This window comes from Streptomyces sp. NPDC031365 (genome assembly GCF_055569765.1).
Genome location: NZ_JBVIIM010000028.1, coordinates 56,932 through 70,517, shown reverse-complemented (window position 1 = coordinate 70,517; position 13,586 = coordinate 56,932). Strand labels below are relative to the sequence as shown.

Below are 13,586 nucleotides of genomic sequence, written 5' to 3'. Positions count from 1 at the left end.
GCCGCGGTCGGGCGGCCCGGCTTCTATCGGTCCCCGAAGACGGTGCGGTGCCAGTCCTTGCGGACCACCGCCGTGTTGTCGAACATGACGTGCTTGATCTGCGTGTACTCCTCGAACGAGTACGCGGACATGTCCTTGCCGAAGCCGGACGCCTTATAGCCGCCGTGCGGCATCTCGCTGATGATCGGGATGTGGTCGTTGATCCACACGCACCCCGCCTTGATCTCCCGGGTGGCCCGGCCCGTCCGGTACACGTCCCGGCTCCAGGCGGAGGCGGCGAGCCCGTACGGAGTGTCGTTGGCGAGCGCGATGCCCTCGTCGTCGGTGTCGAAGGGCAGGACGGTCAGCACCGGACCGAAGATCTCGGACTGCACGACCTCGCTGTCCTGCGCCGCGTCGGCGATGAGCGTGGGGCGATAGTACGCGCCGTTCCCGAGCTCGCCCAGGGGTGTCTCACCCCCGGTCACGACGCGCGCGTAGGCGCGCGCCCGGTCGACGAAGCCGGCCACCCGGTCGCGCTGGACGTGCGAGATCAGCGGACCCAGGTCGGTGCCGGGGGCGAAGGGGTCGCCGAGCCGGACGGTCTCCATCAGGGCGGCCGCATGCGCGACGAACGCCTCGTAGAGGGGACGCTGCACGTACGCGCGCGTGGCGGCGGTGCAGTCCTGCCCGGTGTTGATCAGCGCGCCCGCGACCGCGCCGTTGACGGCGGCGTCGAGGTCGGCGTCGTCGAAGACGACGAACGGGGCCTTGCCGCCGAGCTCGAGGTGGAGGCGCTTGACGGTGGCGGTGGCGATCTCGGCGACCCGCTTGCCGACGGCGGTGGAACCGGTGAAGGAGGTCATGGCCACGTCGGGGTGGCCGACCAGGTGCTCACCGGCCTCCCTGCCGGTCCCGGTGACGACGTTGATCACACCGTCCGGGATTCCGGCGTCGGTGGCGGCTTGCGCGAAGAGGAGCGAGGTCAGCGGGGTGAGCTCGGCGGGCTTGAGCACGATGGTGTTGCCCGCGGCGATCGCCGGGAGGATCTTCCAGGCGGCCATCTGGAGCGGGTAGTTCCAGGGGGCGATGGAGCCGACCACCCCGATGGGCTCGCGGCGGACGTAGGAGGTGTGGTCGCCGGAGTACTCACCGGCCGACTGACCCTGGAGGTGGCGGGCGGCACCGGCGAAGTAGGCGATGTTGTCGATGGTGCCCGGGACGTCGAACTCGCGGCTCAGCTTCAGCGGCTTGCCGCACTGGAGCGACTCCGCACGGGCGAAGTCCTCCGCGCGGTCGGCGACCACGGCGGCGAACCGGTGCAGGGCGTCGGAACGCTCGCCGGGCGTGGCACCGGCCCAGGCCGCGAACGCCTCACGCGCGGCGGCGACGGCCGCGTCGACGTCGTCCGGACCGGCGAGGTCGTAGGTGTACACCTCCGCGCCGGTGGCCGGGTCGACGACCGCGTGGGTACGGCCCGAGGTGCCCTTCGCCAGGCGGCCCGCGATGAACTGCGCGCCGTCCGCGAAGCGGTCCTGGGCGGGAAATCGTTCCGGGGTGGTGGTGCCCGGGTTGTGCATGTCGCTCTCCTCCGTGTCCCCGAGGGGGGCGGCGTGGCTCCAGCTCGATTTGAGTGCCGATCCTGACAGAGCGATCCGACTCCAACAAGTGATTCCGTTGTTGAATTTTGATTACGCAACGGAATCTGTCGACCGAGTGTCGAGTAACCACGGAAAAGGCAGTACGGAGTGTCCGTGGTGCCTGCCAGACTCGCGTGCAGGAAAGGGATCACGGGGGTGGCGATGGGTGGGACGACGGAGACGATCGGTTCCAGGGAGGCGCTGATCGAGGCGCTGGAGGCCGGGGCGAGGATCAGGTACCTGCACTTCTGGGGACACCGGCCGCTGCCGGACGGGCGGATCGGGGCGGGCTGCCTGAGTCAGTGGTGGCCGTCGCCGTTCACGGTGGACGGCGTGGAGTACGCGACCGCCGAGCACTGGATGATGGCGGCCAAGGCCCGGCTCTTCGCGGACCCCGAAGGTGAGCGGCGGGTGCTGGACGCGGAGCACCCCTCGCAGGCGAAGAAGGCGGGGCGGCTGGTGCGGGGCTTCGACGAGGCGGTGTGGCGCCGGGAGCGGTTCGGCATCGTCGTCGAGGGCAGCGTGCACAAGTTCGCGGCCCACGACGGCCTGCGGACGTTTCTGCTGAACACGGGCGAGAGGGTGCTGGTCGAGGCGAGCCCGGTGGACCGGGTGTGGGGCATCGGCCTCGCGGCGGACGCCGAGGGGGCGATGGACCCAGAGCGGTGGCGGGGGCCGAACCTGCTGGGCTTCGCGTTGATGGAAGCCCGCAGACGGCTGCGCGCCGGCTGAACAGAGGTCTTCGCACACGGCGGAGGGCCGGTCCCTGCGGACCGGCCCTCCGGAACGCGGCGGCTCACCTCAGGACGCGGCGCCGAGCCCTCCCATGACACCGGCGAACAGCAGGATGCCGAGCAGCGGCAGGATCACCGTGGCCACGATGCCGCAGACGAGCCCGGCGGTCGCCGAGCCCTTGTTGGTGGCCTCGCCACGGTTCGCCTTCCCCCGGCCGATGGCACCGAAGATGATCGCCAGGATGCCCAGGATCACGCCGAGGAACCACAGGAAGAAGGTAAGGCTGCAGACCACACCGATGATGCCCAGCACCAGTCCTGTGGTGCCGAGTCCATTGCTCGGCTGCATGGGCATCGCGTAGCCGGGTGTCTGGGGGTAGGGCATGGGTGGCATGCCCTGGGGGGCACCGCCCGAGGAGTGGCCGTAGGGCGGGCCGGACTGCGGATAGCCGTAACCCGGGCCCGGCTGCTGCGGGGGCTGGGACGGCGGCCCGAACCCACCGGGTGCGGGATTGGTGCCGGACATGGAAACGCTCTCCCCTCCGTTTACTGACCATCGGATCATAGTGATCCGTTCACCCCGCAGGACAGCGTTTCCCGCCCCGTCAGCGGAAGGCCGGAGCGGTGACGACCGGGGTATGGGCACCGTAGTAGTCGTCGTCCTCCCAGCTGTCCTCGTCGCTGTTGATCGCGGCCGTGATGCCGATCGCTATCAGGACGATCACGGCGATGCCGAGGACGAGACCGATGACGCCCATGATCAGGCCGGCCTGAGCCTGTCCGTGGTTGTCCGCCAGGCCCTGCTCGGCCTTCTGCCGGCCCTTGACGCCGAAGACGACGGCGAGGATGCCGAGGACGACGGAGACCACGCCGTACAGGCAGAACAGGCAGCAGGCCAGGATGCCGAGCACCATGGCGGCGGTGCCCATGCCGTTCTGCCGCGGCGGCGTCATCATGCCGGGCCAGCCGTAACCCTCCGGGTGGCCGGGGTAGCCGTACCCGGCGGGTGCCCCGGGGCCGGTGGGCGCCACGGGCGGCGGGGGCACCGCGGAACCCGGGGCGCCGAACGGCGCGGTGCCACCCGGGAGCGCGGCCCCGGGGGGCGGCGGGACGAAGCCGGCTCCCGGCATCGAGGTGATGGTGGGCTGGTCGTGCACGGACGGCCCGCCGGCGCCGGATATCCGGTCCTTGCCCAGCGAGGTCCTGTCCCCGGGGGCCGCCCAGGGGTCGCCGGCGCCCGTGCTGTCGCCGCCCGGCTGCGTCGCGTCCGTCATCTGGAGTCCCCCGCCCCTCGATCGTCCCGCCATGCTACGGCTCCGCAGCCCCGCGCCGCCCCGGCCCCTCCCCCACCGCCTACGATGACCCCGAGTCACCGATCAGCCGATCATCCGCGTCCCGGTTCCCCCCCGCGGCCCGGGCGCCGTCCTGGGGGAGGCCCTCTTGACCGACCACCTCGTCGAGCCGCACGTTTCACGCGAGCTGCACGCCTTCATCGCCGGACTGCCCAAGGCCGAACTGCACGTGCACCACGTCGGCTCCGCCTCCCCCCGCATCGTCTCGGAGCTGGCCGCCCGCCACCCCGACTCCAAGGTCCCCACCGCCCCTGAGGCCCTCGCCGACTACTTCACCTTCACGGACTTCGCCCACTTCATCGAGGTGTACCTGTCCGTCGTCGACCTGATCCGCACCCCCGAGGACGTCCGGCTGCTGACGTACGAGGTGGCCCGTGAGCTGGCCCGGCAGCAGGTGCGGTACGCCGAGCTGACCATCACCCCGTTCTCCTCCACCCGCCGCGGCATCGACGAGCGCGGGTTCATGGACGCGATCGAGGACGCCCGGAAGGCCGCCGAGACGGAGTTCGGGACGGTGCTGCGCTGGTGCTTCGACATTCCGGGCGAGGCCGGCCTGGAGTCCGCCGAGGAGACCGTGCGCCTGGCCACCGACGACCGGCTGCGCCCGGAGGGCCTGGTCTCCTTCGGTCTCGGCGGCCCCGAGATCGGCGTCCCCCGCCCTCAGTTCAAGCCGTACTTCGACCGTGCCATCGCCGCCGGGCTGCGCTCCGTGCCGCACGCCGGCGAGACCACGGGACCGGAGACGGTGTGGGACGCCCTCAACGACCTGGGAGCCGAGCGCATCGGGCACGGCACCAGCTCCGCCCGGGACCCCGAGCTGCTCCGGCACCTGGCCGAGCGGCGTATCCCGCTGGAAGTGTGTCCCACCTCCAACATCGCCACCCGCGCGGTGGCCACGCTCGACGAGCACCCCGTGAAGGAGTTCGTCCGGGCCGGTGTCCTGGTGACGGTCAACTCCGACGACCCGCCGATGTTCGGCACCGACCTCAACAACGAGTACGCGGTCGCCGCGCGGCTGCTGGACCTCGACGAGCGGGGCCTGGCCGAACTGGCGAAGAACGGGGTCGAGGCGTCGTTCATGGACGCGTCGAGCAAGGCACGGCTGGCCGCCGAGATCGACACCTACACCGCGTCCTGGCTCACCTCCTGACCACCCGCGAAGGGCCGCCATGCAGAACGTGACCGCCGTGGCCCACCGCGGCGACCCCTACCGCGTCCGCGAGAACACCATCGGCTCGCTGCGTTCCGCTCTCCACCGGGGCGCGGACGCGGTGGAGATCGACGTACGTCTCACCCGGGACGGTGTCCCGGTGCTGCTGCACGACGGGACGCTGAAGCGACTCTGGGAGCACGACCGGCCACTGCTGTCGCTCTCCTGGGAGGAGGTGCGCGGGGTGACGGACGACGGAGTGCCCACGCTCTCCGACGCGCTGGCGGCGGCGGACGGCGGCCGGGTGATGATCGACCTGCCCGGCACGCCGGATGTGCGTGCCGTGCGCCGGGTCGTGGACGCCGTGCGCGAGAGCGGCGCCCAGGACCGCGTCTATTACTGCGCGGGCGCTCCCGCCATGCTCGCCGTGCGCGCGGCGGACCCGTCCGCCGAGATCGCGCTCACCCGGACGACCCGCGCCCCGGCGCGCGCCGGTCTCCTGGCGGCGATCCGCCCGCGCTGGCTGAACTACCGCTTCGCCCTGGTCGACCGGGCCCTCGCCGACCATGTCCACCGCGACGGGTATCTGCTGTCCGTCTGGACCCCGGACACCCGCCGCTCCATGCGCCGCCTGCTGTCCCTGGGCGTCGACTCGATCACCACCAACCGCATCGACGTCCTGTGCGCGCTGCGCGACGGCGGAGCCCGGGCGGGCGTTCCCCGGAGACCGGTCCTGCACTCCACGAAACGGCCCGGTCCGGTTCTCCGGGGAGACCGGGCGGACCGGTCTAGCGCTTCATGAGGTCCCGCAGGGCGGCGGCGACGTCGCCCGGCGCCTCCTCGGCCATGAAGTGCCCGCAGTCCACGGTGAAGTGGCGGAGATCGGCGGCCCAGGCGTCCCACAGGGCGGCCGCCTCGTAACCGAGGGCGGCTCCCCAGTCCTGCTGGAGCACGGAGACGGGCATGGTGAGCCGGGTCCCGGCCGCGCGGTCGGCCTTGTCGTGATCCACGTCGATTCCGGCGGAGGCGCGGTAGTCGGCGACGATCGACGGGACGGCCTCGCGGCAGGCCTCGAGGTAGGCCGCGCGGACGTCGGCCGGCACGGCGCCGGGGTCGTTCGCCCAGAGGTCCAGGAAGTGGCCGAAGAACGCGTCGGCGCTCGCCCCGATCATCCGCTCGGGCAGTCCGGGCGGCTGCGCCATCAGGTAGAGGTGGAAGCCGACGGCGGCCGAGGTGCCGTGCAGCGCCTCCCACATGTCGAGGGTGGGCAGCACGTCAAGGCAGGCCAGCCGGGTGACCGCGGCCGGGTGGTCGAGCCCGGCCCGGAAGGCCACGAGGGCACCCCGGTCGTGGCCGGCGAGGGCGAACCGTTCGTGCCCGAGCCGGCGGGCCAGCGTGACGACGTCCCGCGCCATGGTCCGCTTGGAGTAGGTGTCCGGCCCGGTCCCGGTGGGCTTGTCGCTGGCGCCGTAGCCGCGCAGGTCGGGGCAGATGACGGTGTGGTCGGCCGCGAGGTCCACGGCGACGTGCCGCCACATCAGATGGGTCTGCGGAAAGCCGTGCAGCAGCACGACCGGGGGACCGGTGCCGCCGACGGCGGCGTGGAGTTCAACGCCCTCGTCCACGGGGACGCGCTGGTGGGTGAAACCGGGGATGGTGGGATGGGGCATGGCTGCTCTCCTCTGCTGGCATCGGCGCCCGGTGGACGGCCCCGGGCGGTGTCTCCACCTTCCACCGCGTGGATCAGCAACCGATGAACAACTGCGCCGGGCCGACGGGCCCGGACGGAGGGACGGACGCCGTCATGCACGTGACGTTCGGAGTACTCGGCGCAGCGACGGCCTGGGGCGAGGCCGGTGACCCGCTGCCGCTGCGCGGGCCGAAGCACCGGGCGGTCCTGGCCCGGCTCGTGATCGCGCGCCGCCGGGTGGTGCCGGTGGCACGGCTGGTGGAGGATCTCTGGGACGAGCCGCCGGACCGGGCGGTGGGTGCGGTACGGACGTTCGTCGCCGGGCTGCGCAGGGCGCTGGAGCCGGACCGGCCGCCCCGGACCCCGCCGCGTCTGCTGGTCACGGAAGGGCCCGGGTACGCGCTGCGGGCGGCCCCGGAGGACGTGGACGCCTGGCGCTTCGAGCGGGCGGTGGCCACGCCGGCGGACGCCCACCCGTCGCAGGTGGTGACGGTGCTGACCGAGGCGCTGGAGTGGTGGCGCGGGCCGGCCTTCGCGGACTTCGGCGAGGCGCCCTGGGCGCGTGCGGACCGCGCCCGGCTGGCGGAGCTGCGGCTCCAGGCCGTCGAACGGCGTGCCGAGGCGCGTGTCGCGCTGGGTGCTGCCGCGCGGGCGGTGCCCGAACTGGACGCACACGTGACGGAGCACCCCTGGAGGGAGGACGCCTGGCGGCTGCTGGCGCTGGCGCTGTACCGGTCCGGGCGGCAGGCCGATGCGCTGGCGGTGCTGCGCCGGGCGCGCGGCATGCTCGGCGAACACCTGGGTGTGGACCCCGGCCCCCGGCTGCGCCGGCTGGAGGGGGACATCCTGCGGCAGTCCGCCCGCATCGACCCGGACAGCGCCGTCGACCGGGTGTGGGCGAGCGCGACCGCCGCCTACGAGAGTGCCGTGTCCGCCCGCGCCCGGACCCGGCTGGAGTCGACCGCGGGACTGATGCGCGACCTGGCCGTGACGGGCGGGGGCGGTCTTGAGGCGGCGCGCCGGCACCGGGCCGCGGCCGTCGCCGCCGCGGAGCAACTGGGCGATCCGGAGCTGACGGCACGAGTCATCGGTGTGTACGACGTACCGGCGATCTGGACCCGCTGCGACGACCCCCAGGAGGCCCGTCGGCTGGTGGGATCGGCGGAACGGACCCTGCGGCTGCTCCCGCCCGACGGCCACGACGCGGCCCGCTGCCGCCTGCTGGCGACGATCGCCGTGGAGTCGCGCGGGATCCTCCCCGCCGACCGGCCGCTCCGGGCGGCACGCCGGGCCGAGGAGATCGCCCGCCGGCTGGACGACGCCTCACTCCTGGCGTTCGCCCTGAACGGCACGTTCATGCAGACGTTCCACCGCACCGGGCTCGCGGCCCGCCGGGACGCGATCGGCGCGGAGACCGTGTCCCTGTCGGAGCGCAACGGCCTGCCCCGCTACGAGGTCCTCGGCCACCTCGTCCGCCTCCAGTCGCGCTGCGCGCTGGGCGACTTCACGGGCGCCGAACGGCACGCGCGAGCCGCCGACGCGCTGGCCGCCCGCCACGACCTCCCCCTGGTCGCGGTCTTCACGACGTGGTACCGCGCCCTGCGCACCTCCCTCACCGCTCCCCCGGCCACCGCCCTGACCGCCTACGACCGTGCCGCGGACCCGCTCCCCGGCTCCGGCATGCCGGGTCTGAGCCACGGCCTGCTCCCCCTGGCCCGTCTGAGCGTCGCCCTGCGCCACGGCGAACCGCCCCCCGCCGACGAGCACACCGACTGGGGCCCTTACGAACCCTGGGTACGCCCGCTCCTCCTGACGGCCGCCGGCCACCACGACCAGGCGCGCGCGGCCCTGCGCGACCTCCCCGACCCACCCCACGACCTCATGTCCGAGGCCATGTGGTGCCTGGTCGCCCGAGCCGCCGTCGCGGTGGACGACCCGCCCACGATGCTCCGCGCCCGCACCCACCTCCTCCCCGCGGCCGGTGAACAGGCGGCGGGGAGCGGCCTGCTGACGCTGGGTGCCGTGGCCGGTCACCTGGAGAGTCTCAACGCGGCACTGGAACAGGGCGCCCGCCGGCCTCCGGGGTGAGCGCCTCGAGTCGCTTGATCTTCTCGCGTACGACGTACAGCGGAATCACCCCGAACAGCCCGAACGCCATGTCGATGACGCTCCACCAGAAGGGGATGCCGCGGATCGGTCCGCAGACGAGGGCGAGCGGAATGATGCCGGCGCAGGCGATCATGCCGAACTCGATGACCCAGATGTTGCGTACGGGGTCGCGGTAGGGGCCGTAGAAGGCGACCGCGATCACGAGATGGGCGAAGGCGAGCCAGTCGGTGCCGTAGAGGAGGAAGGGGTACTCGGCGTCGGCGGTGTCGAGCCCGTCCCGTACGCGCTCGATCCATTCCATGAGGGCGGGGAGGTGCTCCGGCACCGACAGGGACCGGAACAGGCCCTCGGTCCAGCGCAGTTCGTGCACCAAGGGGAACGCGGTGACGCCGCTGAGTACCAGACAGACGACGAAGAAGACCAGCCAGGCGCGAATGCCCTTGAGCAGAGCGGCTCTGTCGCTCATGGCGACAGCGTACGCCGGTATTGAACATGTTCAAAAAGAGGTCGTGGCTTCAGCGGCCCGTGCGCGCCGCCGTGCGCGTCAGGCGACGCGCCACCGCGTGCGACGCGACGGTGGCCGCCCCCGCCGCCGACAGACCGACGGCCAGGTCGCGGGGGCGGGTGGGACGCAGCACTCCGGCCCTGCGCAGCCGGCCGCGCGCCCAGAGGGAGAACGGCACGACCAGCAGCGGCGAGGTGACGGAACCCGGGGTGTAGCCGCGTACGGCCGCCGCCTGGGCCAGGTGGACCAGGCCGTGCAGTCCGAAGCCGTCCAGGGCGGCCCGGTAGAAGGCGGAGCGGCCTCCGGTCCACCGCCCGGCGACCGACGCGGCGGCGACGACCGCCGCCATCACGCCCACCGCCGCGGTGAATTCACGGCGGTCGATGCCGTCGGCCTGCCGCCACACCCGCTCCGGCACCTCCGGGAACCGCTCGCGCAACTCGGGCACATGACGCCGCAGCCAGCCCGGCAGGGTCGCCAACTCCTCGAGGTCATGCACGGCCCAGGCCGCGAACAGCCCCAACGTGACGGCGCCGCCAACGAGTTCACCGCTCGACGAGTCATCCGTCCCGCCAGGCCACCCGGCAGGAGAAGAGCCCCCGCACCCCAACGGGGCGCGGGGCTGTGACCTGTGCGGCTCCGCCGCGTGGGCGCGACCAGCCGCGGCGGGTCCGCGCCTGTGAACAACCCGGACCCCGAGGGCGCTCAGGACTCTCATCCGGCCGACCCCACGCGGCGCTACGCGTCCAGGGACGTCATCACGTGCTTGATCCGCGTGTAGTCGTCGAAGCCGTACCCCGAGAGGTCCTTGCCGTAGCCGGACTTCTTGAAGCCGCCGTGCGGCATCTCCGCGACCAGCGGGATGTGGGTGTTGATCCACACGCAGCCGAAGTCCAGCTTCTTGGACATCCGCATCGCACGGGAGTGGTCCTTGGTCCACACCGAGGAGGCCAGCGCGTACTCGACGCCGTTGGCGTACGCGACGGCCTGGTCCTCGTCGGTGAAGCGCTGAACGGTGATGACCGGGCCGAAGACCTCCTTCTGGATGATCTCGTCGTCCTGGTTCAGACCGGAGACGACGGTCGGCGCGTAGAAGAAGCCCTGCTCTCCGACGCGCTTGCCGCCGGCCTCCACGCGCGCGTGCGCGGGCAGCCGCTCGATGAAGCCCTCGACCTGCGCCAGCTGGTTGGGGTTGTTGAGCGGGCCGAACAGGACGTCCTCGTCGTCCGGCATTCCGGTCTTGGTGTCGGCGGCGGCCTTGGCGAGCGCGGAGACGAACTCGTCGTGGATGGACTCGTGGACGAGGACGCGCGTGGCGGCCGTGCAGTCCTGGCCGGCGTTGAAGAAGCCGGCGACGGAGATGTCCTCGACGGCCTTGGGGATGTCGGTGTCCTCGAAGACGACGACCGGGGCCTTGCCGCCGAGCTCCAGGTGGACCCGCTTGAGGTCCTTGGACGCGGACTCGGCGACCGACATCCCGGCGCGCACCGAACCGGTGATGGAGGCCATCGCGGGAGTGGGGTGCTCGACCATCAGACGGCCGGTGTCGCGGTCGCCGCAGATGACGTTGAAGACGCCCTTGGGCAGGACCGAACCGAGGATCTCGGCGAGCAGGACGGTGGAGGCCGGGGTGGTGTCCGAGGGCTTCAGGACGACCGTGTTGCCCGCGGCGATCGCCGGGGCGAACTTCCACACGGCCATCATCATCGGGTAGTTCCACGGGGCGACCTGCGCGCAGACACCGACCGGTTCACGGCGCACGATCGAGGTCAGGCCCTCCATGTACTCACCGGCCGAGCGGCCTTCGAGCATCCGCGCGGCGCCCGCGAAGAAGCGGATCTGGTCCACCATCGGCGGGATCTCCTCGGTGCGGGTGAGCCCGGTGGGCTTGCCCGTGTTCTCCACCTCGGCCGCGATGAGTTCCTCGGCGCGCTCCTCGAAGGCGTCCGCGATCTTCAGCAGGGCCTTCTGCCGCTCGGCCGGGGTGGTGTCGCGCCAGCCGGGAAACGCCTCGGCGGCGGCCGCCATCGCGGCGTCCACATCCGCCTGCCCGGACAGCGGAGCGGTCGCGTACGCCTCGCCCGTCGCGGGGTTGACCACCTCGGTGGTCCGTCCGTCGGCGGCGTCCCGGAACTCCCCGCCGATGTAATTGCGCAGACGACGCAGCTCGGTGCTCACTGCAGGCCCTCCTGGTGTTCCTTGTGGGTGTGTCCGAGGTGTTTGGGGGTGAGATGTCGAGGTGTCCAGCCTCTGAGACACCCACCCTAGACCGACCGCTGACGTTTTCAACACCCCCACCCGACTCGCACCTGCGAAATCCGCAATACGAGACCACATAGACAACGAATTTCATCGATTGAGCCTTGCGAAACTATCGATACGTCGTGCACAGTGTCCCCGTGGCCAGTCGAAGCGCAGACCCGAAGGACCCCCGCGAGTCCAAGAACGGCGGCGGTCCCCAGTTGGACGCCGTCTCCCTCGCCATCATCGAGCAGCTCCAGGAGGACGGCCGCCGGCCGTACGCCGCCATCGGCAAGGCCGTGGGTCTGTCGGAGGCGGCCGTGCGCCAGCGCGTCCAGAAGCTGCTCGACCAGGGCGTGATGCAGATCGTCGCCGTCACGGACCCGCTCACCGTGGGCTTCCGCCGGCAGGCAATGGTCGGGGTCAACGTCGAGGGCGATGTGGAGTCCGTGGCCGACGCGCTGGCCGCCATGGACGAATGCGAGTACGTCGTGATGACCGCGGGCTCCTTCGACCTGATGGTCGAGATCGTCTGCGAGGACGACGACCACCTCCTGGAGGTCATCAACAGACGCATCCGGGCCGTTCCCGGAGTGCGCTCCACCGAGAGCTTCGTCTACCTCAAGCTCAAGAAGCAGACCTACATGTGGGGAACCCGATAATCGTGAGCACCGACAGCCCCAAGGACCTCAGCAAGTCCGCGTACGACCACCTGTGGATGCACTTCACCCGCATGTCCTCGTACGAGAACGCCCCCGTCCCCACCATCGTCCGGGGTGAGGGCACCTACATCTACGACGACAAGGGCAAGCGCTACCTCGACGGCCTCGCGGGCCTGTTCGTGGTGCAGGCGGGGCACGGCCGTCAGGAACTCGCGGAGACCGCCTCCAAGCAGGCGCAGGAGCTGGCCTTCTTCCCCGTGTGGTCCTACGCCCATCCCAAGGCGGTGGAGCTCGCGGAGCGGCTCGCGAACGAGGCTCCGGGCGACCTCAACAAGGTCTTCTTCACCACCGGCGGCGGTGAGGCGGTGGAAACCGCCTGGAAGCTCGCCAAGCAGTACTTCAAGCTCACCGGCAAGCCGACCAAGTACAAGGTCATATCCCGCGCGGTCGCCTACCACGGCACCCCGCAGGGCGCCCTGTCCATCACCGGCCTGCCGGCCCTGAAGGCCCCGTTCGAGCCCCTCGTCCCGGGCGCGCGCAAGGTGCCGAACACCAACATCTACCGGGCGCAGATCCACGGCGACGACCCGGAGGCGTTCGGACGCTGGGCCGCCGACCAGATCGAGCAGCAGATCCTCTTCGAGGGCCCCGACACGGTCGCGGCCGTCTTCCTGGAGCCGGTGCAGAACGCCGGCGGCTGCTTCCCGCCCCCGCCCGGCTACTTCCAGCGGGTGCGCGAGATCTGCGACCAGTACGACGTGCTGCTCGTCTCGGACGAGGTCATCTGCGCCTTCGGCCGCCTCGGCACGACGTTCGCCTGCGACAAGTTCGGCTACGTCCCGGACATGATCACCTGCGCCAAGGGCATGACCTCGGGCTACTCCCCGATCGGCGCGTGCGTCATCTCCGACCGTCTGGCCGAGCCGTTCTACAAGGGCGACAACACCTTCCTGCACGGCTACACCTTCGGCGGCCACCCGGTCTCCGCCGCGGTCGGCATCGCCAACCTCGACCTGTTCGAGCGCGAGGGCCTCAACCAGCACGTGCTCGACAACGAGGGCGCCTTCCGCGCGACCCTGGAGAAGCTGCACGACCTGCCGATCGTCGGCGACGTCCGCGGCAACGGCTTCTTCTACGGCATCGAACTGGTCAAGGACAAGAACACCAGGGAGTCCTTCGACGCCGACGAGACCGAGCGCGTGCTGTACGGCTTCCTGTCGAAGAAGCTCTTCGAGAACGGCCTGTACTGCCGTGCCGACGACCGCGGCGACCCGGTCGTCCAGCTCGCCCCGCCGCTGATCTCCAACCAGGAGACCTTCGACGAGATCGAGCAGATCCTGCGCGCGACCCTGTCCGAGGCCTGGACCAAGCTGTAGGAACCGCCGGCCGGACCGCGGTTCCGATCTTCCTTCTGAATGATCAACTACGGCCCCGGGGGGGGGGGGTGGGGGGGGGGGGGGGGGGGGGGGGAGGGGGGGGGGGGGGGGGGGGGGGGGGGGAGGGGTGGGAGGGGGGGGGGGGGGA

At 71.6% G+C, this 13,586-nt stretch carries 13 protein-coding genes; 6 read left to right on the top strand and 7 right to left on the bottom strand.

What is annotated here, in order from left to right:
- Window positions 1-23: 23 nt before the first annotated feature.
- Window positions 24-1,559 (bottom strand): gamma-aminobutyraldehyde dehydrogenase, encoded by a 1,536-nt coding sequence (locus ACZ5C2_RS31125; protein ID WP_468798866.1) that lies wholly within the window; start codon window positions 1,557-1,559, stop codon window positions 24-26.
- 222 nt (window positions 1,560-1,781) lie between these two features.
- Here ACZ5C2_RS31125 and ACZ5C2_RS31120 point away from each other — a divergent pair, with 222 nt between their 5' ends.
- Window positions 1,782-2,351, top strand: coding sequence for an NADAR family protein (locus ACZ5C2_RS31120; RefSeq protein WP_468798864.1), 570 nt, complete (start codon window positions 1,782-1,784; stop codon window positions 2,349-2,351).
- 69 nt (window positions 2,352-2,420) lie between these two features.
- Here ACZ5C2_RS31120 and ACZ5C2_RS31115 read toward each other — a convergent pair whose 3' ends face one another.
- Together ACZ5C2_RS31115 and ACZ5C2_RS31110 are read right to left on the bottom strand one after the other, a co-directional pair.
- Window positions 2,421-2,879, bottom strand: coding sequence for a DUF4190 domain-containing protein (locus ACZ5C2_RS31115; protein ID WP_468798862.1), 459 nt, complete (start codon window positions 2,877-2,879; stop codon window positions 2,421-2,423).
- Window positions 2,880-2,958: 79 nt separating this feature from the next.
- Entirely contained in the window at window positions 2,959-3,627 is a 669-nt protein-coding gene (locus ACZ5C2_RS31110; protein ID WP_468798860.1) for a DUF4190 domain-containing protein, read from the bottom strand.
- Between the two features lie 109 nt (window positions 3,628-3,736).
- On the opposite strand from ACZ5C2_RS31110, the gene ACZ5C2_RS31105 reads away from it, so the two are divergent.
- Window positions 3,737-4,855: an adenosine deaminase gene (locus ACZ5C2_RS31105; RefSeq protein ID WP_468798916.1), complete on the top strand. Its 1,119-nt coding sequence runs from the start codon at window positions 3,737-3,739 to the stop codon at window positions 4,853-4,855.
- A 19-nt stretch (window positions 4,856-4,874) separates the two neighbouring features.
- On the top strand, window positions 4,875-5,657 hold the full coding sequence (locus ACZ5C2_RS31100) for a glycerophosphodiester phosphodiesterase (protein ID WP_468798858.1): 783 nt from the start codon (window positions 4,875-4,877) through the stop codon (window positions 5,655-5,657).
- Here ACZ5C2_RS31100 and ACZ5C2_RS31095 read toward each other — a convergent pair.
- On the bottom strand, window positions 5,644-6,525 hold the full coding sequence (locus tag ACZ5C2_RS31095; protein ID WP_468798856.1) for an alpha/beta fold hydrolase: 882 nt from the start codon (window positions 6,523-6,525) through the stop codon (window positions 5,644-5,646). The genes ACZ5C2_RS31100 and ACZ5C2_RS31095 overlap by 14 nt on opposite strands.
- 134 nt (window positions 6,526-6,659) lie before the next feature.
- Here ACZ5C2_RS31095 and ACZ5C2_RS31090 point away from each other — a divergent pair, with 134 nt between their 5' ends.
- Window positions 6,660-8,633, top strand: a complete 1,974-nt coding sequence (locus ACZ5C2_RS31090; RefSeq protein WP_468798914.1) for an AfsR/SARP family transcriptional regulator — start codon at window positions 6,660-6,662, stop codon at window positions 8,631-8,633.
- On the opposite strand, the gene ACZ5C2_RS31085 is transcribed toward ACZ5C2_RS31090, so the two are convergent.
- The 3 genes from ACZ5C2_RS31085 to ACZ5C2_RS31075 form a co-directional block, all read right to left on the bottom strand.
- Window positions 8,590-9,120 (bottom strand): hypothetical protein, encoded by a 531-nt coding sequence (locus ACZ5C2_RS31085; protein ID WP_468798854.1) that lies wholly within the window; start codon window positions 9,118-9,120, stop codon window positions 8,590-8,592. The two genes, ACZ5C2_RS31090 and ACZ5C2_RS31085, sit on opposite strands and share 44 nt — an antisense overlap.
- 49 nt (window positions 9,121-9,169) lie before the next feature.
- Window positions 9,170-9,682 (bottom strand): HXXEE domain-containing protein, encoded by a 513-nt coding sequence (locus tag ACZ5C2_RS31080; RefSeq protein ID WP_468798852.1) that lies wholly within the window; start codon window positions 9,680-9,682, stop codon window positions 9,170-9,172.
- Between the two features lie 215 nt (window positions 9,683-9,897).
- Window positions 9,898-11,337 (bottom strand): gamma-aminobutyraldehyde dehydrogenase, encoded by a 1,440-nt coding sequence (locus ACZ5C2_RS31075; RefSeq protein ID WP_468798850.1) that lies wholly within the window; start codon window positions 11,335-11,337, stop codon window positions 9,898-9,900.
- Between the two features lie 206 nt (window positions 11,338-11,543).
- Between ACZ5C2_RS31075 and ACZ5C2_RS31070 the strand changes: the two genes are divergently transcribed.
- Entirely contained in the window at window positions 11,544-12,062 is a 519-nt protein-coding gene (locus ACZ5C2_RS31070; protein ID WP_468798848.1) for an Lrp/AsnC family transcriptional regulator, read from the top strand.
- A 2-nt stretch (window positions 12,063-12,064) separates the two neighbouring features.
- The gene (locus ACZ5C2_RS31065; RefSeq protein WP_468798846.1) at window positions 12,065-13,438 is read left to right on the top strand and encodes an aspartate aminotransferase family protein; all 1,374 of its coding nucleotides are present in this window, start codon (window positions 12,065-12,067) and stop codon (window positions 13,436-13,438) included.
- Window positions 13,439-13,586: the final 148 nt, after the last annotated feature.